This window comes from Paenibacillus allorhizoplanae, from assembly GCF_927798215.1.
Taxonomy (GTDB): Bacteria; Bacillota; Bacilli; order Paenibacillales; family NBRC-103111; genus Paenibacillus_E; species Paenibacillus_E allorhizoplanae.
The window spans coordinates 104,620-130,512 of sequence record NZ_CAKMMW010000021.1 but is presented as its reverse complement, the minus strand read 5'-3'; the positions used below and the strand labels follow the sequence as shown (position 1 = coordinate 130,512).

General features: G+C 48.4%; 13 protein-coding genes. 12 read left to right on the top strand and 1 reads right to left on the bottom strand.

Annotated features, from left to right (window positions below; all coding sequences use genetic code 11):
* Window positions 1-30: 30 nt before the first annotated feature.
* The 11 genes from L6I86_RS26830 (at window position 31) to L6I86_RS26780 (ending at window position 19,493) form a co-directional block, all read left to right on the top strand.
* Window positions 31-1,983: a right-handed parallel beta-helix repeat-containing protein gene (locus L6I86_RS26830; protein WP_236291466.1), complete on the top strand. Its 1,953-nt coding sequence runs from the start codon at window positions 31-33 to the stop codon at window positions 1,981-1,983.
* A gap of 69 nt (window positions 1,984-2,052) precedes the next feature.
* Complete coding sequence (locus tag L6I86_RS26825) at window positions 2,053-3,600, top strand: FAD-dependent oxidoreductase (RefSeq protein ID WP_236291465.1); 1,548 nt, start codon at window positions 2,053-2,055, stop codon at window positions 3,598-3,600.
* A 166-nt stretch (window positions 3,601-3,766) separates the two neighbouring features.
* Window positions 3,767-5,266, top strand: a complete 1,500-nt coding sequence (locus L6I86_RS26820; protein WP_236291464.1) for an ABC transporter substrate-binding protein — start codon at window positions 3,767-3,769, stop codon at window positions 5,264-5,266.
* A 270-nt stretch (window positions 5,267-5,536) separates the two neighbouring features.
* Window positions 5,537-6,454, top strand: a complete 918-nt coding sequence (locus tag L6I86_RS26815) for an ABC transporter permease (protein WP_236291463.1) — start codon at window positions 5,537-5,539, stop codon at window positions 6,452-6,454.
* 14 nt (window positions 6,455-6,468) lie between these two features.
* Window positions 6,469-7,371, top strand: coding sequence for a carbohydrate ABC transporter permease (locus tag L6I86_RS26810; RefSeq protein ID WP_338113447.1), 903 nt, complete (start codon window positions 6,469-6,471; stop codon window positions 7,369-7,371).
* 115 nt (window positions 7,372-7,486) lie between these two features.
* Window positions 7,487-9,010, top strand: a complete 1,524-nt coding sequence (locus tag L6I86_RS26805) for an ABC transporter substrate-binding protein (protein WP_236291462.1) — start codon at window positions 7,487-7,489, stop codon at window positions 9,008-9,010.
* 126 nt (window positions 9,011-9,136) lie between these two features.
* On the top strand, window positions 9,137-10,123 hold the full coding sequence (locus tag L6I86_RS26800) for a hydroxyacid dehydrogenase (RefSeq protein ID WP_236291461.1): 987 nt from the start codon (window positions 9,137-9,139) through the stop codon (window positions 10,121-10,123).
* A gap of 211 nt (window positions 10,124-10,334) precedes the next feature.
* A complete protein-coding gene (locus tag L6I86_RS26795; RefSeq protein ID WP_236291460.1) occupies window positions 10,335-13,847 on the top strand; it encodes a right-handed parallel beta-helix repeat-containing protein in 3,513 nt (1,170 codons plus the stop codon).
* Window positions 13,848-14,016: 169 nt separating this feature from the next.
* The gene (locus tag L6I86_RS26790; RefSeq protein WP_236291459.1) at window positions 14,017-16,368 is read left to right on the top strand and encodes an AraC family transcriptional regulator; all 2,352 of its coding nucleotides are present in this window, start codon (window positions 14,017-14,019) and stop codon (window positions 16,366-16,368) included.
* Window positions 16,369-16,510: 142 nt separating this feature from the next.
* Window positions 16,511-18,199: a DUF4091 domain-containing protein gene (locus L6I86_RS26785; protein ID WP_236291458.1), complete on the top strand. Its 1,689-nt coding sequence runs from the start codon at window positions 16,511-16,513 to the stop codon at window positions 18,197-18,199.
* A complete protein-coding gene (locus tag L6I86_RS26780) occupies window positions 18,156-19,493 on the top strand; it encodes a Gfo/Idh/MocA family protein (protein ID WP_236291457.1) in 1,338 nt (445 codons plus the stop codon). The genes L6I86_RS26785 and L6I86_RS26780 overlap by 44 nt, the downstream gene beginning before the upstream one ends.
* A gap of 102 nt (window positions 19,494-19,595) precedes the next feature.
* Here the strand turns inward: L6I86_RS26780 and L6I86_RS26775 are convergent, their stop codons facing one another.
* A complete protein-coding gene (locus L6I86_RS26775) occupies window positions 19,596-23,714 on the bottom strand; it encodes an OmpL47-type beta-barrel domain-containing protein (RefSeq protein ID WP_236291456.1) in 4,119 nt (1,372 codons plus the stop codon).
* A 257-nt stretch (window positions 23,715-23,971) separates the two neighbouring features.
* Here L6I86_RS26775 and L6I86_RS26770 point away from each other — a divergent pair, with 257 nt between their 5' ends.
* The gene (locus L6I86_RS26770; protein WP_236291455.1) at window positions 23,972-25,861 is read left to right on the top strand and encodes an alpha-galactosidase; all 1,890 of its coding nucleotides are present in this window, start codon (window positions 23,972-23,974) and stop codon (window positions 25,859-25,861) included.
* Window positions 25,862-25,893: the final 32 nt, after the last annotated feature.

Here is a 25,893-nt window from a genome sequence, read left to right as displayed (position 1 = left end):
AATCCAATATATTACTGGGAGGGTTTAGGTATGAGTAACCAACAGACAAATCCAAATGATGAAATGACGGAAGTTTCCACAGAAGGCACATCAGTGATGAGGATTAATCGTAGGAAACTGCTAGCATCAATTGGAGCGGCGGGAGTAGCTTTTGCCACAGGTGGCCTACTCAACGCTAGGTTTCAAGGTGTGGCGGAAGCGAAATCATCCGTTACAGAAAACGTATACGGTCCGCTAGGCCAAAAATTAATGTTGGCCGATTTACGCAATATCGACATGTGCTTGTCCGTGTCGTTGAGTGGGTTACGAACATCCGCTGATCTACTCCCTGAGGCTGCTTACTATGTGACGGATGCGGGGAAGGAAGGTTATTTTCTACTCGACAGCGCAGATACGACTTCGGTAGACAATACAGGAACGGTAGTCGTTACAACACGTGGCAAAAGATTTAAGCGAATAATCGGTGAAACCATTCTGCTTTCCTGGTTCGGGGCTATCGGTGACAGTGTTACTGTAGAAACACAAGCATTGCAGAATGCCATTAACGCCTCTGCCGGTAAGAGGCTGTATATCCCGAAGCAGCGAGTCGGTTATTATTTGACCGGTCAACTGATCGTGCCGAGCGACATTGTCATCGAATGTGAATCTGGTACCGTCATCCAAGCGATTGACAATTTAAACAGGAAATCACCTTACGAGCGACTGATCCGAATTAAGAATGTGAAACATGTGCATATCATCGGCAACGGAGCTACCTTGCAGATGAACAAACCTGCTTACAACTCCGGAGAGCAGGCACATATTTTTGATATAAGCGGATCGGAAAACATTGTCATCGAAGGGATTCATGCCAATGACAGCGGAGGGGATGGATTCTATATCGGCAACTACGAGGCGTCTCAGCCGTATTCCAAGGACGTTGTTTTGCGTGATTGTGTAGCTAATAATAATCGTAGGCAGGGTCTTTCCGTTATTAGCGTGGACGGATTGCTGGTAGAGAGGTGCAGATTCACGAATACGACCGGCACAGCACCGAAAAGCGGTGTCGATATCGAGCCCAACAACAATTCGGGCCAAGATATCCTGAAAAAAATTCGGTTTGTGGATTGCGTTGCTGAGGGCAATGTCGGGCGCGGCTTTCTTGTGACTCTTCATCGGATGACTGCTGCCAATGAGCGTGTAGATATTACCTTTGAGCATTGCCGCACCAAAAGCAATTCCTTCGGCAGCTCGGTCAATTATGGTGCGGAAGGAGCGAATGCGGTCAAGGGAGAGGTGAAATTTATCGATTGTATGGCGGAAAAGGAGCAATACGCCGGGTTTTCGGTATTATCAAGCTCCCCGGAAAGCATTAAAGTGTCCTTCATACGATGCCGAGCGGTTAATTGCAATACGGTAAACGCGCCTGAAGACCCCTACGGTTACGGCTCTTCTTTCATTGTAACGACTGTACCGCAGTTTCCAAGAACGGCCATCGGCAACGTAGATTTTGTGGAATGTGCTTCAATCGAGGAGCGATCAGTGCCTTTGATTGCACGCGGATTTTCGGTTAAGAAAAATAGCTCGGAAGCCATTCGTAACATCAGGTTTGTCAACTGCACGGCTATCGGGGGTGCACAGCGTCTGTTGTATGTAGATCCAACTGCAGATCAGGTGTTTGCAGATCTATACCCGATGCCTGAGTTGAAACTGGCGTCCGTAGCAGCAATTGACCCTGGTGCTAACGGACATGTTCTTACCAATGCAGGCACTTCCAGCATTTCAGCGTTCACACTGCCGCAGTCTAAAAAGGGACAGCAATTTACGGTAGTTATTGAGTCACCTTACCCGATTAAACTAACGACTCAGTCCGGATCGTCGGTCAGGACCCCATCCGGTCTCAAGGGAGAACTCGAATCCGCTAATCCCGGTGATTCAATCACCTTAAAGGGGCGAACGGACGGCAACTGGGATATCGTTGGATTTGTAGGCGGATGGTTTTAAGCTGCGAAGAATGAAGACAGCCGCAGTTCTTATAGATAGAACCCTAGGGGATAAGGAGATATAAAGAAGATGACTGATTTCAGTAAACTAAACTATTATGCACAGCAGACAGCTGCCGAAGTGCCGGATTATATCGAAGCGGATTTATGCATTTATGGTGCTACTCCTGCGGGGATAGCTGCAGCCGTTCAAGCAAGTCGGATGGGGCTCCGCCCAGTTATAACCGAGTTCGGCACGCACCTTGGAGGGATGACAGCAAGCGGATTAGGCCGTACGGATGTTGGAAACAAAGAGGCAATCGGAGGCATTTCTCGGGAATTTTACCGCACAATCGGCAAGCATTATGGCAGCGATGAGCCGGATGGAGCCGCATGGGCCTTTGAGCCGCATATGGCGGAAGCGATTTTTCACGAATGGTTAGAGCGTGCGGAGACGCCTGTCTATTACCAACAACATCTGGACTCGGTCGAAATGAAGAACGGCAGGATTGTCCGTATACGAATGGAAAACGGCAATACCTTTGCAGCCTCTATTTTTATAGACGCTACCTACGAAGGTGATCTGCTTGCTCGGGCTGGTGTGTCTTATCATGTGGGCCGGGAAGCGAACTCGGTATACAGAGAAACTTTAAACGGCATTCACTTCGGACATCCGAAGCATAATTTCTATGCCTGGACCGATCCATACAGGATAGAAGGGAAGCCGGACAGCGGGCTGCTTCCAGGTATCAGCGATGAAGCCCCAGGCTACCAGGGACAGGGTGACCGTACCGTCCAGGCTTACAATTTCCGTATATGCCTGACGAATGTTCCGGACAACCGGATCGCTTTCCCTGAACCGCCGAATTACAACCCCGACCGATTTGCCTTGTTATTGAGGTACATCAATTCCGGTGTATGGGATGCCATGCAGCTGAACAAAATCATGCCCAGGGGTAAGTCCGATCTCAACAACCGAGGCGCGTTCAGCACCGATCATATTGGGGCCAACTATCATTGGCCGGAGGGGAATTATGTCACGCGCGAGGCTATTTTTCAGGACCATGTGAACTATAATCTCGGTATGCTGTATTTTCTCGCCAACGATGAATCGGTCCCATCTTATGTTCGTGCGGAAGCGCGCCAGTGGGGACTGCCTGCTGACGAGTTCAAAGAAACAGCTGGTTGGCCGCATCAGCTTTATATAAGGGAAGGTCGCCGGATGATTGCCGAAGTTGTGATGACTGAGCATCACTGCCGTAAGTATACAGTGGCGGAAGACTCCATTGGTCTGGCAGCCTATACTATGGATTCCCATAACTGCCGAAGAATTGTATTGGATGGACGTTGCGTCAATGAAGGCAATGTAGAAATCAGTCCTAGTGGACCCTACCCGATTTCATATCGTTCTATCGTACCCAAAGGCGAGGAATGTTCGAATCTGATCGTACCGGTTTGTCTGTCCTCCTCGCACATTGCCTATGGTTCGATTCGTATGGAGCCCGTATTCATGATTCTCGGGCAATCTGCGGCAACCGCAGCGGCGCTCGCCTTGGAAGCAGGCTGCGCCGTGCAGGAAATCGATTACGCCAAGCTCCGTGAAAGACTTTTATTAGACGGACAGGTGCTGAACGCTTGAATATGTTTGTTTGACTTTCTGAACTACAGGCTGCCGGCAAACCGGCAGCCTGTTAAAGTTATAGTCCCCTTTTAACTTAATAAATCTACTATATGTCTGTCCCCTGAGATCGGGTTATAATAGGATAGAGTAAAGGAGATCGGAGTTGGAGAGGGGGAGAATAGCGTTGAACAAGATTAACGTCGTGAAAATCTTGGGCAAAGTTTCTGGACATCGTTTTATGTTGTTAGCGGTTTTGAGCTTAGTCGCGTTTTTGTTGTTCGTCATGAGCGGCTGCTCAAAATCGCAGCAGGCGGACGACGATGACAGTACCGAGATGGACGAATTGATCTGGTATTACCCACAGAACAAGGCGAATGCCGACTTGCAGCTGGTGAATGCCGAAGTCAACAGGCTGATCGCAAATAAAATTCAAGCGAGCGTCAAGCTGCAGCCTGTTGATTTCGCGAGCTACGAGCAGAAGTTGAATACGCTCGTGGCAGCAAGCGATCCCATGGATATTGTCTGGACCTCGAACTGGCTGTTCCCCTGGGAGGCCAATGCCCGTAAAGGCGTGTTCCTGCCGCTGGACGAACTGCTTGAGCGCAATGGACAGAAGCTGCGAGCATCAATGTCTCCACGATTCTGGAATGACGGTAAGCTGGATGGGAAGCAGCTTGCCGTGCCGAACTACCAAATTGCCGCTATGCGCCCGAGCTTGGTCATCCAAAAGCGATTCGTCGATAAATATAAGCTCGATCTAAGTGCGATCCGCAAAATCGACGATATCGAGCCTTTCTTGAAACAGCTGAAAGAAGGGGAACCGGGTATCGTTCCTTTCGGCACGACAAGAGGCTTCTATACGAACCACATCTATGGCATCGACTGGCGCGTGTCAGTTTATCAAGGCGATGTGACTAACCGAGTTCTTCCGGATGTCACGACGGAAATGAAGCAGAATTTTGCTTTGGTTAACAAATGGTACGACAAAGGATATATTAACCAAGACGCCGCTACGTTGAAGAATGCAGCGGATGTCTACAATAAAGGCAACACGGCTGTATGGTTCGATTTTACGGGAAAACCTGGCTCCGAGGCAGAGTTTAAGGCCGGAGACGGCGGCTTCGACGTCGTGCTCGTTCCGCTGGCAAAGCCGTCGTTTACCGGTGCTGTCAGCTCGATGAGTGCGATTAGCCGAACATCAAAGCATCCGGACAAAGCGATGAAGCTGCTTGAGGTGGTAAACACTGATAAGCAGTTGTATAACACGCTCGTCTATGGAATTGAAGGAAAGCACTATACGCGAAGTGACAGAAACTACGTCAAGCTGAATTCAGATTCCGGGTATTTCACGAACACAGATTGGGTATTCGGCAATATCCGTAATGAATATTTGCCGGAGGGGGCGCCAGCGGACAAGATCGAACAGACCGTTCGCATCAACGAAGAAGCGGAGATATCCCCTTACTACGACTTTGTGTTCGAAACCGACGACTTGAAGGCGGAACTTGCCAATGTAAAAGCAGTGAACGACGAGTATTATGCAGCACTCGCCACTGGAACAGTCGATCCAGTGAAGTATTTGCCGCTCTACGAAGAGAAGTTGATTAGGGCTGGCAGCGAAAGGATAAGATCCGAGAAACAGAGGCAGCTAGACAACTGGCTGAAGACGAAGGGGAAGAAGTGACTCCAATCTTTATCGATAAAGGCTGAGAACGACGGTGCAAATCACACCGTGCGGTTCTCGGCCTTTTGGCATTTCCGCGGTGCGGTCTCCATGCCCGAGCCCTCGCAATATTCCAGAGCACGATCGGACTTCAGTTAGTAAAATACAGATCGTTTACTTAAAGTGGCGATAAAAGTACAGTTTTTGCACTGTTTTATAGATGAAAATTCGGATAAATTGATCTCAGGCAGCAAGCCAAGCAAATCGTACAGGCAAGGAGGAAGGCATCCTATGAAGCGCAAGAAGGCATTCCGGTTTTTCGGCAGGAACATCGAACTGTTTACGCTCTCGCTTCCCGCAGTCATCTATATTTTCATCATGGCGTACATTCCGATGTTTGGCGTCGTTATCGCTTTTAAAAATTATAGGTATGACAAGGGCATTCTAGGCAGTGAATGGATCGGTTTCAAGAACTTCGAGTTTCTGTTTAAAAGCGAAACCGCATTGCGAATCACCCGCAACACGGTCGTGTATAACCTGGGTTACATGGTGCTAACGACAATTGCAGCACTCACCGTAGCCATTCTTCTCAATGAAATTGCAAAAAGGTGGCTTAAAATTTATCAGACAGCGTTGATATTGCCCTTTTTCCTTTCATGGGTCGTCATGAGCTACATCACTCAGGCGTTTCTCGATCACGAAAATGGATTTATCAACAGCTGGCTCGTGACAGCCGGTATGGAAAAAATTTCGTGGTACTTCGAAGCCGAATATTGGCCCTACATTCTAAACATTGTGCATTTGTGGAAAGCGATCGGCTTCTCGGCGATGGTGTACTACGCCGGTATTCTCGGCATTGATGGCGAACTGTATGAAGCCGCCCGAATTGACGGAGCGAAGCGGATGCAGATGGTGACGAATATTACGATCCCGCAGCTGACGCCGCTGATTATTATTCTGCTTATCCTCAGTATCGGGAATATGTTCCGAGGCGACTTCGGCTTACATTTTTTCATCCCGAACAACAACGGGATGACGTATTCGACCACAGACATTATCGATACTTACATCTACCGTGCGCTCAGTGAAATTGCGGACGTTAGTATGGCATCGGCCGTAGGTTTGTACCAGTCGTTCGTCGGTTTTGTTCTCGTAGTCAGCGCCAATTTAATCGTTAGACGAATTAATGAGGACAATTCTTTGTTCTAAGGAGGGAACATTTCGTGGTAGTCCAACAGTCCAAAGCGGTATGGAGCCAACTAATCATACATACCATATTCATCTTGCTCACGATCGTAATGCTCGTTCCATTCGCCCTCGTTATCGTCATCTCGTTTTCTGATGAACAGTCGATTCTGCATAGTGGCTTTCGCCTTATTCCGGATCAGTTCAGCGCTGCGGCGTACCATTACTTTCTAAAAACGCCGGAAACGATCCTACGGGCCTACGGTGTGACGCTTATCGTCGCTGTTATTGGCACATGCATCAGTCTAATTCTAACCTCTACGATGGGCTACGTGCTGTCGAGGAAGGATTATGGTCTGCAGCGAGCAACGTCATTCTATGTTTTTTTCACAATGCTGTTCAACGGTGGTCTTGTACCGTTCTACATTATGATCACCCAGATATTGCATTTAAAAAATTCAATATGGGCACTTATCGTACCTGGATTACTCAGTCCATTTTACGTACTGATTATGAAGGGCTTCATGGCAAAAATCCCGACCGAGATTATTGAGTCTGCGAAAGTAGAGGGAGCGCGTGAGTGGCGAATTTACACGGAACTGATTCTTCCGCTCTCGAAGCCGGCACTGGCTACATTGGGATTGTTTATCCTTTTTAACTACTGGAATGAATGGTTCAACGCACTTCTGTTTATCAACAACGAGAACCTGGTTCCGCTTCAGTTGCTGCTCGTGAGGACCATGAACACACTTGACTTCATCACATCGCGTCCCGAGTTCGCCTCAGCGTTGGTTACGCTCAATGTTGATATGGGGGACTTTCCGAAGACGTCTGCTAAATTTGCTGTAGCTGTTCTATCAGCAGGTCCGATGTTGTTGGTCTTTCCGTTCTTTCAACGGTTTTTCGTTAAGGGACTGACGATCGGCGCTATTAAAGGTTAAGTTGCAAGCCTCGGATGGGGAAAGTTTGAAAGGAGGGAACCAAGGAGTAGGATTCGACTTTTCACATCCGCTTTCATAAATAAGCTTGATAATCATAATAAGGGAGGTTTTTTCATTGAAAAAGATTATAAAATCACGGTTTCAGTGGATGTCCACACTCGCAGTTAGCTCCGCACTTGCCATTGCCGTAACCGGTTGCGGCAGCAGTACAGACAACACAAGCAGTCCTTCCCCGTCAAGCAGCACAGCACCAGCTCCATCAGCAACGGCAGCGCCCAAGAAGCTTGACCCGGTTGAACTGACTTGGTACTACCCACAGAACAAAGCAAATCCAGATCTACAACTCGTGAATGATGCTGTTAATAAGATTACACAAGAGAAAATTAACGCAACAATCAAGTTAATGCCGATCGACTTCGGTACTTATGAGCAGAAGTTGAACACGATTGTAGCTGCTAACGAAGTAACGGATATTATCTGGACGTCGAACTGGCTGTTTAAATTCGATCTGAATCAGAAGAAAGGTGTATTCCAGCCACTCGACGATTTGTTGAAGAATCAAGGACAGAAACTTTACAAAACATTGGAAGAGAAATTCTGGAATGATGCGAAGCTAGACGGCAAAATTTATGCGGTACCTAACTACCAAATCTCGGCAACTCGAGCAGGACTGGTCATGCAGAAGCGTTTTGTAGATAAGTATAAACTGGACGTTAACACGATTAAGAAGATGGAAGACCTCGAGCCGTTCCTGAAGCAGATCAAGGATAACGAGCCAGGGATCACACCATTCGGGACCACTCGCGGCTTCTATACTGGTACTCTTTATAACATCGACGGGAAGGGTCCCGTTTACAAAAACGATACGACATTCAAAGTCCTTCCAGATGTGACAACTGAAATGAGAACCAACTTCAAGCTGGCGAACTCCTGGTATACCAAAGGTTACATTAATAAAGACGCTGCAACCCTAAAAAGTGCGGCAGACGCGTACAACAAAGGCACCACAGCGGTATGGTTCGACTTTACCGGTAAGCCAGGCTCTGAGGTTGAGTTCAAAGCAGCGAACGCTGGCAACGATGTCGTGCTCGTACCATTGACTAAAGCAGTCTTTAGCGGTGCAGCAAGCACACTGAACGCGATCAGCCGGACTTCCAAAAATCCAGAGAGAGCGATGATGTTCCTTGAACTGGTGAACACCGATAAGCAATTGTATAACACGCTCGTTTACGGTATTGAAGGTAAGCATTATACGAAGACAACAGGCAATTTCATCAAAATTAATCAGGATGCTGGTTACTTCACGAACACGGACTGGATCTTCGGCAGCATCATCAACGAGTATTTACCGGAAGGCTCACCAGCCGACAAACTGGAGCAAACAGCGAAGGTTAATGCTGAAGGCGAAGTTTCCCCGCTTACTGGATTTGTCTTCAATACGGAACCTGTGAAAACGGAAACGGCAAACGTCAAGGCAGTCAACGATGAGTACTATGCCGGTCTTGCAACGGGTACGCTCGATACAGACAAATACTTGCCGATCTATGAGGAGAAATTGAAGAAAGCTGGCGCCGATGCGATCGTAGCGGAGCGTCAGAAGCAGCTTGATGCGTGGTTGAAGGCGAACGGCAAGAAATAAGCTAGGCTAACAAATCTATGGATTACCTGGGCTATCTCCCTAAAACAGCAATGTTTTTCTGGAATAGCCCAGGTTTTTATGGGCTTTGCACAAATATATGAAACAAGCGTATGAGGAGGATTTGATGTGAAGATTGCCTTACTGCAAAGAAAAGACATGCGGGAACGAGTATTTGGCACCGAACATTTAGCACAGCTTCGCGAAATAGGTGAAGTTACACTCAATGAGGAAAATGTAAACCCAACGGAGGAACAAGCGCGTGCACTCATTGCCAATGCCGATGTTGCCATCACATCATGGGGCTGTTGCGCATTAACGGAACGGGTACTCGAGAGCGCACCGAATTTGAAGCTCGTTCTGCATGCGGCCGGCACTGTTAAGCCGATCGTAACGGACGCGCTTTGGCAGCGCGGGGTTCGTATATCCAACGCGACGGAAGCACTTGGCCAAGGGGTAGCGGAGACAGCACTCGGGTTTACGATTGTGTCGCTGAAAGACATGTGGCGACTCAGCCGGGAGACAGCAGCTGGCGGCTGGGGCGACGGCTCACGCGTACGTGAAGTGTACGGTCTTACTGTCGGGGTTGTCGGAGCAGGACGTGCGGGCTCTCACTACATTAAACTGCTTCGTCAGTTCGATGTCAGGATCGCGCTCTACGATCCATTCGTCAGCGCGGAGCGAGCCAGAGAGATGGGCGCTCAGAAACTAGAGCTGGAGGACCTATTGCGCCAGAGCGACGTCATTTCCATTCATTTGCCATCGCTGCCAGAGACGAATCACATGTTTAATGCTGAACGGCTTGCTTTGATGAAGGACGACTGTGTGCTCATCAATACCGCCCGCGGTTCGGTTATCGACGAGGAGGCTCTCACTGCCGAATTGAGCAAGGGAAGATTGTTCGCATGTCTCGACGTCACGGATCCGGAGCCGCCGCAAGTGGACCATCCGTTTCGTAATCTGCCGAACGTTATTCTGACCCCGCATATCGCAGGCGCCGTTAATAACGGCATGGGTCGCATCGCGAAATCGGTAGTGAACGACCTGCAAGCTTATCTCGAAGGTCGCCCCTTGAGTGGCGAAGTTCGGGCAGATCAGATGCATTTGTTGGCTTGAGTTACATGCTGTCAAATATCTAAGCGGAAAACTGGTATCTATTTCTGGAAAAAATTCTTATCTTTAGGGTTTTTGAAAAGTAGATACCAGAAATCCGTCAATTTCTGCACAATGCTTTGCAGGTTTTTCAGTTTATCAAACAGAAAGGAGAGTAAACAACTAGGATAATAGAGGGATAGTAACGATATTTGATAATAAAGGAGGCTAAATAATGAAAGTAAAGTCAATATGCCGCTTAGGTCTAATCGCAACAATGAGTTTTGCCATGGTGATGGGGGGATTGCCCGCTCAACCGGCTTCGGCGGCGGGTGTTACTTACTACGTGTCGCAAGCATCGGGAGCCAGTGATAGTCCTCCTAACGACGGAAGTCAGACTAAACCGTTCCGTACCATTCAGAAATGCGCTAGCATCGCACAGCAGGGGGATACTTGTCTCGTATCCTCAGGCATTTACCGTGAGACCATTACACCATCAAATAGTGGTATCGCGGGTTCGCCAATTACAATTCAAGCTGCGTCTGGAGCCAACGTTGTGGTTAGTGGTACCGATCTGATCAGCGGAACGTGGACATCCGCAGGGATTGCCGGCACGCCGTCGGTGTACAAAGTGCCTTACACAAGAAGCTCGCTTATAGATGAGACGGAGGAGCAGTTCTTCATTGTTCCCAAGGACGCAAACGGCTATTTAAACGGAGATCCAACATTGCTTTGGGAAGCTCGCTGGCCAAACATTACAGCTTACAGCTTGAACGCTCTAAAAGACAAGATGGCCTACATGGAGTCTGCCACGAATATGACGACCTATTACACAGTAACAGACAGCACTCTACCCAACATCAATTGGGCTGGTGCTTCGATCTGGGAGCGTGGAGGTGATGCCTACACGGGGCAAACTTCGACCATTACCGCCTTCAACAATACAACTAAAACGCTTACAATGAATCCAGTCTCAAATGACCAATCTTATTATTCGCCTCGGCAAGGAAGTACGTATTTCCTCTCTGGCGTATTGGGAGCACTCGATGTGGCAAGCGAGTGGCATACAGATGCGACAGATCTCTACTTGTGGGCTCCTTCTGGTGGCGTTCCCGCTAATGTTGAAGCCAAGACGCGTCAAACCGCATTCAATTTGAAAGGTAAATCCTATATCACGATCTCTGGCATTCGAACGATGGCGGCAAACATCCTGATGGGTACGGTCGGCAGCACACCGTCCGCCTACAATGTGCTTGACAAGGTTAAAGCCGAGTATTTGTATTTCTCGGATTACAGCCATGGCACGTCGATCGAGAGTCAGCGCGAGCGGGGCATCAATATGGTAGGCGATTACAATGAGTTGAAAAACAGTACGATCGCCTATTCTACCGGAACGTTGATCCATATTGCCGGCAAAGGCAATCGGATCGTCAATAATAGCATTCATGATGGCAGTTATATGGCCACGCACGATTCGCTAATCCGTTTATCAAGCGGAGCCGAGAACGTCATCGATCACAATGAGATCCGCGAATCGGGGAGAGGTCTCCTGTCGATCTACCAGGGCAGTGGAGTGATCAGCTACAACGATATGTATCGGGGCATGAAGCTATCCCGTGACGGTGGTCTGATCTATGCTTGGGGTTCAGACCTCAGCAACACCGAATTCCACCACAATTGGATTCACGACAGCAAAGGAGACGACACGAGTGTAGGCATGTATTTCGACAACTACACGGAGAATGCGATTATCCATCACAACGTTATCTATAACAACGATACGGGGATTCAGATGGGGGCGCCAGGTAATTTCAAGCTTGTCCACAACAACACGATCGTCAATAATGATAAAAGCATTGGGTTTCACGGTGCAGCTGGATATCCCGACGATTTCTATGGCACTCGTTTCTATAACAACATTATGACGGATAAAGCTTTCGCAATTGATTCGGATCGCAAGCTGTTTCCCACAACCGTCTCTCAAGGTTACAATACCATCTCGCAAGTCGGTCTAAACTTCGTCAACCCAGCAGGAGGCAACGGCAACGACTTCAGGCTGCAAACAGGCTCAACGGCGATTGACAGCGGGGCGGCGATTGCAGGCATTACCAGCACATACACCTGGGGCGGGACGGCGCCTGACGCCGGGGCTTACGAGTTGGGTGGCGGGTCCAACAGTTCCAACTGGATTCCGTCTTTCAATCACGCCAATTATCCGTCTTCACCGGCTTGGCAAATGATTGACACGCCGTACATGAATCGCATTAAAAATAGCGCTTTTGAGAAAGGGCTTACCGATTGGCTCACTTGGTCGACAGCTGGAACTGAAACAACCGTTGGCTCCGATTCTCAATATGCCGTACCAGCCTCTCCGATGCCAACTAAGCCGAATTGGATTAACCGTGGCAAGAATAACAAACTTCGGCTTGGAGATGGCAGCAGTCCTGCAGGAGGTTCGGTAGTCGGCGATGGGATTGAGCAGTCTATATCAGGTCTCAAACCAAATACGGCCTATACGTATTCCGCTTGGATTTATAACATCCCGCTCGATCCCAATACAACGACACCGGTTTCGACAGAAACGATTTTACTAGGAGCTGAGAATTACGATGCATCTGCACCGACCATGCCTAAAGTGTCGGTAGCTTCGACCAGTGGGAAGTATGTACGCCAGGAGTTGAATTTTACAACAGGGTCGCTTACTGCTGTGAACGGAACGCCGATCAAACCGCGCGTGCAAATTTATAAGAATAAGTCGTACGCTTACCATTACTCCTTTGCGGACGACGCCGGCTTAATTGAATCCGCGCCGTTTAATTCAGGGCTTAGCGATGACACTAACCTGAAAGATGTAGCTTTCGTCGGTGCGCCGGCAACTAGTACGACAGCGGGAGCAACAGGAAGCTTGACCTTGAATGGAACGCTTCAGAACGGTAGTGCAGCTAGTTGGTCGGGAGCGACGATTACATTCGCTTCGAGCGATCCTAGTGTCGTGAGTATCAACAGTTCCACCGGAGGGACAGTCAATTACACGGCGGTGGGTGCAGGTCAAACGACCGTGACCGCTATTGCAAGGAAAGGGAACATCGCCAAAGCGACGAGCCAAATCGTTACCGTGTATCCGGTTGGAACACCTGCTGTGACGGATTTTACTGCCAAAGCATATGGAACGAATGCTAGCGGGTTTACGACGTTCAACAGCTCCACGAATACGTACACGCTTATCGGCAAAGGGGATAACATTTGGGGCACCTCCGACGACTTTGTCTTCCTGAAGAAGTCCGTGCTTAACTCCAATACGGCCAGCAACAAGATTACACTGAAGGCGAATATTGAGTTCAGCTCGTACGACCCAGGTTCCATCGGTCTTATGTTCCGCGAGCAGGACACGGCAGGTTCCGAGCATGCGGAGTTCCGGATGGACGGAGCAGGCGATATCCTCCGGCTTGTGTTTCGAAATACTGCGTCTGGATCAACTGATCTGATCAACCATTACAAAACCGGCGTGAAGCTCATACCTGCCACAACAGGTGTGGTGCCTCGCGTATTGCCTATCATGCTGACGAAGGAAGGTAACACCGTGAAAGGATATTACCTAGACGTCAACCTTTACGTTTTGTTTGGCCAAACGACGGTCAACTTTACGAACGGCGCCAACATTCTTGCGGGGATTGCGCTGTACTCCAGCGCAGGAAGGCCTGATGTGAAGGCGGTCATTACGGATTTGCAGCTCACAACGAATTACTAAGATTAGGTCCCGCTATTCCAAAGTACACCCTTCGGTCAACCGAAGGGTGTATATCTATGAAAAGGAAATGCGGATTTTATGTAGAAATAGGTAAAGATAAACGAAGCGTTTGTTGGAAGATCAATCATTTTGAACTTGTATAGGAAGTTGGAGAAGAGGGGATGGACCATTGAACAACTACTTGCGTAAGTACCGGGAACGGAAATATTTCATGCGTATCATTCTATCGATCAATCTGCTCATTATATCCGTTATGCTGGCCTCCTTGCTGTCCGCTTTCCTGTATTCGAAAAAAATTAGTTTGGATTCCCAGCAAGAAGCTAACGAGAAAGTGCTTTCACAAATTAACTACAACATCTCTTACATGAATGACACCGTGAAAAATTTTGCAATATCCATGTTCTACGATACGGATTTGGCCCATTTGTTATTCAGTGGCGAATCGGATACTTTTGAAGATACCAACCGAGTAAACAAGTTAACCAAGACCATTGCATATAACTCTTTTATTCACTCCATCGTCATCTACAACAGTAAGCGAAACATGTTCTTTACAAGCGGTGACGACGCAATAACGAGCTCAACCAGCAATCTAATGAATCAAATGGGTGAATTTCTGAGTGGCGCCAAGCCAATATTCAAAATGCAAATGATGCCGCTACGTTACGTACCGGATCTCAAGCATCCAGAGCGGTCACAGCAAGTGATCTCCCTGTTTATGTTTGACTCGCTAGACGCATATACGAAGAAGGAAAGTGCGCTTATCATTAATGTGAAGCCAGAATGGCTGTTTGAGAAGTTGGAGCTGATGAATCGTCAATCTTCGAATCGTTCCAATCGGATATTTGTCCTGGACCAGAATAAAGACATGTACAGTCCGGACATTCAAAACGACCAAGATCTGGGGAATCTGAAGGACGTGGTATATCGGCAAATTGATACCACCCACCGGCAGGTGTCTCAGTTTACGTATATGGCTACCGGCGAAAAGCAAATCGTCAACTACATCGTCAATCGCTCCGTTAACTGGGTGATCGTCGCTGTCGAACCTTATGTTGGCGTGCTCGCTGCGGTTGATCGGCTGAAGGCCGTCTTTATTACAGTCGCCGCAATTTGTCTTGTGATCGCCGTTTTTGCCTCATGGGTCATCTCGAATCGTCTGTACTCGCCGATTAATGTACTTCTCAAACAGACGAAGCGAATGCCCGGCGGCGAACCGGATCGCACAAACGAGCAGGACGAGATCAGCTATATATCGGATATCTACAATCATCTGATAGAGAAGCTCATGACAGAGCAGACGAAGCATGACAGTAATGAAGCAATCGTGCGTTCTTACTATTTGCGCAAGCTCGTGACCGATAGCGAAGCTTTCTCCTCGGAAGAATGGGCTGAGTGCGTGCGAGGCGGATATGTGAATGCTGATTTGGAAAAAGAGAGCATTGTCGGAGTCCTCAAGCTCGATCGCTACGAAGAGCTGAAAGACAACTTGCTCGGCGTGAATGTGAACTTGCTGAATTTTGCTGTGTCCAATATCATTCGGGAAATTGTTCCTGAGGGGCTGCGTGGGGATGTCGTCGACATTCGTGGCGAATACTTGGTGCTGGTCTTCGAAGCTGGCACACGTCAGAAAGAAAGCTATGCGGCTATTACCAAACTGGTGCAACAAGCGCAGCAGATCATCGGGGATTACTACCATGTCACTTTCACAGTAGCGCTAGGCGATGTCGCGTCCCATTATCACGAGCTGACGGCCCGTTACGAGAAAGCATTGGATTACCATCTATACAAAATGAATTTTGGCCATGGCTCCGTGATCACACCAGAGATGGTGCAGAGCAATCTTGCCAATCTCGAGGCACACATCCCACTCGAGCTCGAGCGAAAATTCGCAGAGGCGATCAAATCGAGCCGTCCAGACAACGTCATCCAGGAACTGGAGCATTTGCGCCGGCTGATCGCGGGGATGAGCTCCGACGCCGTCGTGCAATCGGTGATCCAGCTTGGCATCCTGATTAAACAGACGGTTCGTGAAATTAATCAGAACAAGCTGTCACCGCTGCTTATCGACCTTCGCTCCATTGATCGCCTCGTATTCGAAAAGGAGACACTGGACGAAATCTTCGCAGAGTTCGGCGCCATCCTAAGCGCGATTTTCGAAGATCAAAAGCGGGGGACGGAGACGAAAGACCATTTTATCATCGATACGATTAAAGATGTCATTCAGGCAAATTACTCCAATCCCAATCTGAGCCTGCAGGAAATCGCGGATATGCTCCGGATGTCATCTGCCTACGTTGGCCGCATTTTCAAGAAGCAGGAGACGCTCTCCGTGGCGGATTACATCAATGAAATTCGTTTGTTGAAATCAGTCATGCTGCTTGAGAACAATAATTTGCCGGTGAACGAAATTTCCGAGAAGGTTGGATTCAGCTCACCGAGCTACTTTTTCAAACTGTTTAAGAAGCGCTTTGGCACGACGCCGAAGGATTATCGCATCAAGAAATCGCTGTCCTTATAGGCAGATCGCTTCGAAACGTCATTGTGCATAAAAGTTCAAATTGTTCATTGATTTGGTGAAAGAAAGTGCGAATCTTGCACTTTCTTTTGTTTTTTCAGGGCGTTACTCTGATCTTAAGTCGAGAGAACAAAGGGGAATTTACATGCAAGATGTAATTGTATTTGAGACACGCAGTCTCCATTCCTTAGTCAAAGTGTTTTCGGACGAGGAACTTAGAGCCGAGTCTTATACGAGGAGCTCCGTCTTGCGCGGAGAAACGTTTAATTTTCAGGTCGCCTATCGGGCGCCTGCTTTGACCAAGCCAATTCATGTGAGCGTCACTTCCACCTTACAAGCAGTAATTACTTTACGAGAGGTAGGTTTAGCGCCGTCAGAGCTTCCTTGCCAGCGCCGCCATGATGACAATGTGCTGCGGGTTACGCCAGGACTTTACCCAGATCCGTTGTACCCAATCGTTAGAGATCGGGGCATTGTGGGGATCCATTATCAATGGAGATCCATATGGGTCACTGTGGAGGTGGATGAAGAGACGCCAGCGGAGGAGTACTCCTTGGATGTGCAATTTGCAACTGTAACGGGAGAGAGACTTGGCGGGGAGTGCTTTCAACTAGATGTCTTGCCAGCGGTGTTACCGCCACAGACATTAATTCACACAGAGTGGTTTCATGCCGATTGTTTAGCAAATTATTACGAAGTTGAGGTTTTTAGTGAAGCACACTGGGCGTTAATTGATAAATATATGCAAACCGCTGTACGGCATGGCATGAACATGGTGCTCACGCCACACTTCACGCCCCCTCTGGATACCCAAGTCGGCGGCGAGCGCCCGACGGTTCAATTGGTGGATGTGCGTAAGGAGCAAGACGGCACGTACGAATTCGGCTTCAACCGACTAGTGCGTTGGATAGAGCTATGCGAGCGAGTGGGGATCCGCTATTTCGAATTCTCCCACCTTTTCACTCAATGGGGGGCGAAGCACGCTCCGAAGATTGTAGCGGAGGAACAGGGTGAGGTGCATCGCATTTTTGGCTGGGAAACAGATGCAACTGGGGAGGCGTACAAGTCCTTCCTGTGTCAATACTTACCCAAACTTACAGCATTACTTCAAGAGCGAGGACTTGAAAATCAGTGTTATTTTCACATTTCGGATGAGCCACTTCTTGAGCATATGCCCTGGTATCGCAGCGCAAGCGAGTTGATGCAGGCGTACTTGGGAGATTTTCCAATTATCGATGCGTTGACCAATGTTGAGTACTATGAACAGGGGCTTGTGAAAGGGCCGATACCGGCGAACGACCACATCGAACCGTTCCTCAATCGAAAGGTACCGGAGCTATGGACGTATTACTGCTGCGTACAATACCAGCAAGTTTCCAATCGATTCTTCAATATGCCATCCGCCCGTAATCGGGTGATCGGTGTGCAGTTGTATAAGTTCCAGATTGCTGGTTTCTTGCATTGGGGCTACAACTTCTGGAATACACAGTATTCACTGCAAGCGATTGATCCGTTTCGCGTCACCGACGCAGGGCGCAGCTTTCCATCCGGCGATGCTTTTCTGGTCTATCCCGGGGAGGAAGGGCCGGTAGAGTCGATCCGTATGGAAGTGTTCTATGAGGGCTTGCAGGATCTAAGGGCGCTGCAGTTGCTAGAAAGCTTGGTCGGGCGCGACCGGGTGCTGGCATTAATTGAAGAGGGTCTGACAGAGCCTTTGAGCTTTAGCCGTTATCCGTCAGATGCGGAGTGGCTGCTCGGGCTGAGAGAAAGAGTCAATCAGGCGATAACTTTTGCATCGGAGTCAACCAAAAGGGGAGAGAGCCATGAAAGCTGAAAATAAACCAATAGAGGTCATCATTGTTGGAGCAGGCAGTCGCAGTATGAATTACGCGAGCTACGCGCTGAAGCACCCGGAACAGCTTAAGGTGGTTGGGGTGGTGGACCCCAATCCTCTTCGGCGAGCGCATACGGCTGAACGTTATGGATTAGCAGAGGACATGTTATTTGCGGATGTGGAGTCACTTGTTGCTCGGCCGAGATTGGCCGATGCGGCGATTAATGGGACCTTGGACGCGCAGCACGTGTCGACGAGTCTGCCGCTGCTGCATAAAGGCTATGATCTGCTGCTTGAGAAGCCGATTGGGATAGCGGAGGACGAAGTACTGGAGCTGCATCGCACAGCGCATGCGTACGGTCGCAAGGTCATGATCTGCCATGTACTGCGTTATGCCCCGTTCTACGTGGAGCTGAAGCGTGAGCTAGAGGCAGGGACAATCGGGGAAATTCTTCACATTCAGACGGAAGAAAATGTGGATTTTCACCACATGGCCACGGCGTTCGTTCGCGGAAAATTCGCAAATAAGGAGCGAGGAGGCTCGTCTTTCCTCATGCAAAAGTGCTGCCATGACCTCGATCTCATCACCTGGTTCCAATCGAAAGTACGGCCAGTCAAGGTGAGTAGTTATGGCGGCCGCTCGTATTTCCGCGATTCGCGGGCTCCCCAAGGTTCGGGGACTCGTTGCCTGGCCGACTGCGAAATCGAAGAGAACTGTGTGTACTCAGCGAAGAAGCTGTACGTGGAGCAGCCGCTATGGCCGGTTTACGTGTGGCCACGATACTTAGACGGCGTGCGGCTCAGCGATGAAGAGAAGCTGGAGAGTCTAAGAACAGACAATCCTTTCGGTCGTTGCGTCTGGAAGTGCGATAATGACATTGTCGATCACCAGGCCGTAATGCTGGAATTCGAGAATGGAAGCACCGCCGTACACAATCTGGTGGGCGGGGCAGCGAAGGCTTGTCGCACCTTACATATAACAGGAACAAAGGGCGAAATCTACGGAGTGCTTGAGGAAGGCTTCTTCGTGGTACGTCACCCGCATCTGCGGGAAGGCGGTGTTTATAGCGAGCACCGCGTCAATATTCCGGTTAGCAGGGATATGCATGGTGGCGGGGATCACCGACTTGTTGAAGATTTCGTTCGCGTCGTGCGAGGAGATACTTCCGCCCAATTTTCCACGTCGTTGGAGCATAGCATCGTCGGACATCTTGTCGGGTTTCGAGCGGATGCTTCCATGGAATCTGGAAATTCGTTGCACATGGATTGGAACAGCCTGGCAAAATCGAACTAGCACCGATTTCTGCAACTTGAATACTAAAAGCAAAGGAGCTAAGCGTCTATATCGCTTAGCTCCTTCACGATTTCTACCCATCATGGTATATCCTATTTCCACTTAGTTCCCAGCCATATTACGAGGAACGGTAACTATACTGGTAACTACTGTTTTATTACCTGCGTTGTCGGTAGCCGTGTAGGTGATTGTGTACGTACGATCTTTCACGGCTCTCAGACTGAACGTTGTAGCTGAAGTACCAATGGCCGCTTCAATGTCGCTAGGGCTGCTGGTCGGATCGCTACAGACGATGGAGTTCAAAATGACCGACGCCACGCCTGAATCCGCATCACTAGCGTTCACTGAGGCATTGATGGCGATCATTTTTTTGTTTGGCGGCCATATTACTGTTTTGTCCAGCGTTACGGACAAAGAAGGAGAAGTTACGTCTTGGCTGCCAATAACGATAACTTTATTTGCTTCTGCATTGCCTGCTTTATCGACAGAACGATACTGAACCGTAGTTGCACCACCTTGAGGAATTATAAAAAGTCCTGTATACGGATTCCAAGCTCCGTTGTCACCGACCCGATATTCGGTTCTAGCGACACCAGACAAATTGTCGGTTGCTGAAAGGGCAACCACTGTCATCTGTGTCCCATAAACAGCTTCAGCCACTGTGACTGGAGCCCTGAGATCCGTCAATATACCTATGCTTCCTTCCTTCGTTACAGGTCCCAAGGTAACGGATGCATGAACGGAAGTAATCCCTTCCCCAGTTGCGGTTACCATGCCATTGTTATCCACTGTTGCCACTGCGTTATTGTCACTTCTGTATGAGTACGTTGCCTGGCTCAAATCTGCAAGAGATCCATCGGATACATAGCCAGTCACCGTTAATACGGCAGGGCTTCCAGCTCCTACAAACATTTTATCCGCAGCTATGGAAATAGAATTAAGCACATCTTCAACTTGGATGTCCAACTGCGAAATGACGGCTTTCACCGGTGGCTTGCCGCTTCCCGAGAACATTCCGATCCCCGCGAGGAAGTCAGTTCCTTCAAACTCTACTGTTGTGGATCCAATAGATAGCCACTGCGAATCTTTATAATAATAACCAGTTACTTTATTGCCTTCTTTAACCAATTTCATCTGGAACGGAGTGTTGATGCTCTTGCCCGCATAGTCCAGCAGCAGGCCTGTTGACGAACCCCAGTATTTCTGTTGTGCAGGTGGATTTTGCGAATCCAGAATACTCTCGTTATTACGGAATACATATCGGAGCACCTTACCAGTGCCGTCCGTACGGAACTGAACATGTTTAGAATCCGCTGTGTCCTTAGCGCGGAACATCAAGCCGATCGATGCCGGATCCGCGTAGTCGAAGGAGTCAATCGTTGCTGTAAATGTGACTGTAGCATTAGGGTCGGAGATATGAACGTTTTTGCTAAGATAAACGAAATCGTCCGTTTTGTCCCATACATTGTCTCCAACGCCTACAAGCGAATAGTTGCCATCGGAATCCGTTGTGACGAAGCCTTTGCTATGGGAACCGTACGTCTTCAGAGCCCAGCCTGCCGGCCCAGTATCAGATCCGCCAGTAGGGAAGACCGTCGAGATCTGTGATGCTGCTTTCGTCATGCCGTCCTTGGAAACAGTTGCCGACACAGTGACTTGACCTGCTGCAAGGGCTGTTACAGAAGCAGAACCATTGTTGACGCTATTAATACGCAGTACTTGAGGGTCACTGGAAATCAACTGGATATCGGCCGTAGACAGATCCGCCGGCGATCCATTTTGCTGTGTTCCGGTCAAATTCAAGATCCCTTGCTCTCCGACCGTAAAGAGATTTACTGGTGTCGTGAACTGGACTTCTTTCAAGAAAGTTTGGCTTACCCCTGCATCGAACTGCGTGTTTTCAATCAAACCCGTATCGTCTGCGTATGAGATGCCCACGGCTGATCCAGGCTTATAGATGCGCACTCTTGCATCCGTATTAGTTGGGCCTGTTCGGAAAGTAATTTCTTTGCGAACAAATTGGTTATCTTTTACAGTCGTATCGATAGCGTTTCCGCCATAATTAAATACGCCGAGAACGATGGATTCCCCAGGCTCGTTGTAAACCCAAGCTACAAATTTATATTCGGTGTCTGGTTTAAGACCCGTGATTTTTTGTTCCACACCGGCTCCACCTGGCCCCAATTTCAAGCGGTATTGTCTACCACGTACTTGCCAGTCTGGAGAGGCTGGTACAGATTGGACATCCGTAGTGCCGTTCGTCGTCCATTTCAGCCAGTTATCGGTAGTCCCGTTAAAGCCGCTGTTCTTAATTAAGTTCATATAAGGCGTATCAATCTGGGTGTAAGTTACGCTTGGAGGATTGGTGAAATTCGGACCTGCCGTCCAATCGGTTCCGCCATATTCAAAAGCACCTGCATCCGGGGCAATACCTACATAACCGTCCGTAACTCCCTTAATGACTGCACCTGTGTTAATAGCTGTTGAACCAGCATTTAACCGGAAGTCGTTCGCAGCTGGATTCACAAAATTTACGCCGGTGCTCGATGTCGTGTTATAGCCGTTTGCCGTATCTGCTGTTAAGGAGACACTGTTTGTAAAAATGTTGTTATATACCCTAGATCCAAACAACTCCTGGTTATATGGAGGAGATCCCCAGAAGCCTATGCTGCTGGTTCTATGATTCACAACTGTGTTGTTATAGATGAGTCGGTAGTTACCCGGTGTATTCATCTGGATTCCTACATCGTTGTTATAGATGGCATTATGATGAGCTACCACATTGTTCGCGTAGTTGTCGAAATAGAGTCCGACGCTCATATCAGATCCTTTGCTGTCGTGGATCAGATTGTGGTGGATATCACTGTTGCCCATATCAAGACCCCAACTGTATAGCAAGGCACCATCTCGAGAAAGCCACATCCCATTAGAGATGTCGTTGTACGAAATTTCGCCACTGCCAGATCTCCAATAAATGTTGAATCTTCCGGAGTCCCTGATTTCGTTGTAGCTGATCAGGTTGGCAGTCCCGCTAGAAAGCTTGACCAAGGGATCGTAGGAGGCCATATAGCTGCCGTTATGAATAATGTTGTTCACAATGCGGTTGTTGTTCCCCTCAATATTGATGAGTGTTCCCGACGAGTAGCCAATCTTACTGTTCTTGATTTCATTGTTGTTTCCGACGATGCTAATTCCGCCATTAAGCTGATCGGCATTTGTTGTATTCTGTGAGTAGTTTGAAAAGTAAACGTAATCCGCCTGGATGCCATCCAAAATGTTATTGCTCGAACCGTTCATTGTGATATTAGCGGCAAAAGTACGAATACCTTTCATATTAATGAAGGATTTCCCGTTCAAATTGAATGCAGTTTTGCGTTTTTTAACCTCAACATTGGAGGGAACCCCGCCATCAGGTGCCCATAAGTATACTTTTTGAGCAGCATCATCTACATACCACTCGTTTGGAGCGTCTAATGCGCCCAAAACCCCGCTAAGGAAGTATGTACTGCCAAGCCGAGGATACAGTTCCTGATAGTCACCTGCAATTGGTTCATACGTCAGGGTGTGGGTCGCACTATTGTAGCTTGTTACCTTACTAGTCATGCCTTGGTAGGCATTGCCGCCTCGTTCCCAGACCAGCGCGCCTTTCCAAAAATCCGAAGGCTGCGTAATGCTGGAATCCACAATTGTCGTGGCCGAGCCTGCATCGGCGGTTGCCGTACCTGCTTTTAAGCCAGGCAGTGTGTATTCGCTGATATTTGGCCAGCGTGCTTCCCAGAGCGGGGCGACGGCTGCGCCGTTATTAACGAATAGCTGGTTTTCTTTCCCGAGGCTCCAGCTTAGATCTGTCTTGTAAATTTGTCCTGCGTGTTGTGTCCAGCCACTGACTGGCTCGGTACCGCTTACAATGACCGTTGCACCAGGGGCTGTCTGAAACGTGATGGGCAGACCGTTTTGGCCTGAAGCAGCCGGTGTAACCGTCTCGCGGTATGTACCTGTTGCGATGATGCACGTATCCCCCGGCAGCATGGATTGTGCGCACTTATTGATGGTTTTGAAAGGGGACGCCTCTGAATTGCCCGCTGCGGAGTCATTTCCACTTGGAGCCACGTAGTAGGTCGTAGCAGCTGCAAGTACGCTTGGTGCTGGCAGCAACCCAGCAATAAAGCCAAGCGCTATCGTTAACGCCAAGCCTGAACCAAGCTTCGTTTTTTTTCGCATTACACAGTCCTCCTCATTAAGTAGTTTTGGATATTATCCATACTTCTAACTTACCAATTGGACAAATAATAAATAGTCAAATATCCGCACTTTACTCCTGAATGCAGCTGAAACATTTATATTTTTGTGAACCGCCGCTATTCAACAAGAAAAATTGGAACATACAGTTCCATAATAGATAAAAGTGCAGATCTTGCACTATCCTTTTGTTTGTAATCCAGTTTATGTTGGAAGTGTGTATGAATGGAGGGTGGGGCATGGTAGTGCAGCTCTTAGATCAGTTTCAATTTAATCGGGTTTCTTTACGGGGCATATGCTCCGATCGAACGTTTGTATGTGGCGACGCCATATTTGAGGAAGAAGTGGAGAGTGGTCATCAAACGTGGCGATGGGATGTTTTGGCTGTCTCTATGATCTGTAGTCAAGATCAGGTCGTCAGAAGTGTTACGTTTCATAATATTAGCGTTCATGACATTCACTTGAGATATATCAGTTTGGAATGGAAATCGAAGGATGTTTCTCCGTATTTGGATGCCAGAAGTTATGTTCAACTTCATCATTCTCAATGTTTTGAAAAATTGGCAGGTGTACGTCCTCTTCATCGTCCCAACGATTGGTCGGATCCTACTGAAGCCTCTTCCATGGTTACCGTGATCTCACGCAGACTGCCTGGCGAAGCATTGCTGCTAGGGGCTTTGCCTCCATATGAAGACTGTTTCGTGAGCTTCCCAATTATGCACGAAAGCGCGCATCGAGACGGTAATTTCCAATTAAGTGTTCAATTAACCTCACCACGCCGAATCATTTCGAATTCAGAGGTGGTGCTGGCCCACTTGATCATGCTTCACGGCAAGGACGGGATTACTTTGTTGGAGCAATATGCGGATCACATTCGAAATCGAATTCCTCAATCCTTATTGGGCAAACGGCGCATGACCGGTTGGAATTCCTGGGATTATTATGCCGGGGCTGTTTCACAGCGCGATATCGCCCAGAATACTTGTAAGGCACAGGAACAATTTGCTGACTTTATTCGCTATATCGTCATCGACGAAGGATACCAAAGCCAGTGGGGGATTTGGGAAGCAGGATGGAAATTTCCCGACGGGTTGCAAGCACTATGCGAAACGATTCGTGATGCCGGATTTGAACCGGGGATTTGGACGGCTCCGCTCATGGTTAATGTTTCTACCCCCTTATATAGGGAACATCCGAATTGGTTTGTTGACGATAACACCGGTAACCCCTATCTGGTAAGTATCGGGTATGGCTCCATGGCTCAACTCGACATCACCCAGCATGAAGTGCGCGAGCATATATGTACGATATTCACCCAATTACGGCAAGCAGGCTTTACTTACTTCAAATGTGATTTTACACAGATGCTGCTGGGCGCGTCCCGCTTCTTTCGTGACGACATAACAACCGCAGGTATGCTTCGCGAACTATTCAGTCTTATTCGAGGTTCGATAGGGGAGGAAGCCTACTTGCTTGCATGCGGCGCCCCTTACGAGACGGTTATCGGCATTGCCGATTCCCACAGAACGACAGGAGACATTCATCATTATTGGAGCCATATCCGGCAAAATATAAGGTCGATTCTGGCACGCTGGTGGATGCAAGGAACGGTAGGAAACACAGATCCTGATTTCGCTATTGTCAGGTGTGATCGCACCACGGATGATGTGCATCGTAGTCGGCGCTTACCCAAAAAGCCTTGGAAATCGGGTGCTAACTGGTATGCAGGACGAGAGATGAATCTGGACGAAGCGAAGACACTGCTGCTTGCTTGCTATCTGACCGGAGGGGATATGGTCCTCGGAGATGCGCTGAATTATCTAAATGATACAGGTATGGCATTGCTATGTACTGTTCTTCAAGAACCGGTCAAACGTGGAGTACCCATCAATCTGTTCGATTACGATGGAGATGATTTGCCTATCGTAATTGCCCAGGGGGATGGCCGCAAACTTCTAGCGATATTCAATCTTAGCGATGATTATTTGCCAAGGAAGCTGCCTCGGCCATTTGCTGGCTTGAAGGGGGCGCATGAAGAATTCTGGAGCAGGCAACCCATCTCTATTTTAGAAGAAGAAATTATCATGGAACCTCATACGGCAAAGGCTTGGTGGATCTCGGAGGCATAAATCGAACATAGAAATTCATATTGTCCAATTTT

Excerpts from the sequence above, each read along its gene's own strand:
- L6I86_RS26830 (WP_236291466.1), top strand. The coding sequence starts at position 31 with ATGAGTAACCAACAGACAAATCCAAATGATGAAATGACGGAAGTTTCC.
- L6I86_RS26825 (WP_236291465.1), top strand. The coding sequence starts at position 2,053 with ATGACTGATTTCAGTAAACTAAACTATTATGCACAGCAGACAGCTGCC.
- L6I86_RS26815 (WP_236291463.1), top strand. The coding sequence starts at position 5,537 with ATGAAGCGCAAGAAGGCATTCCGGTTTTTCGGCAGGAACATCGAACTG.
- L6I86_RS26795 (WP_236291460.1), top strand. The coding sequence starts at position 10,335 with ATGAAAGTAAAGTCAATATGCCGCTTAGGTCTAATCGCAACAATGAGT.
- L6I86_RS26785 (WP_236291458.1), top strand. The coding sequence starts at position 16,511 with ATGCAAGATGTAATTGTATTTGAGACACGCAGTCTCCATTCCTTAGTC.
- L6I86_RS26775 (WP_236291456.1), bottom strand. The coding sequence starts at position 23,714 with ATGCGAAAAAAAACGAAGCTTGGTTCAGGCTTGGCGTTAACGATAGCG.
- L6I86_RS26770 (WP_236291455.1), top strand. The coding sequence starts at position 23,972 with ATGGTAGTGCAGCTCTTAGATCAGTTTCAATTTAATCGGGTTTCTTTA.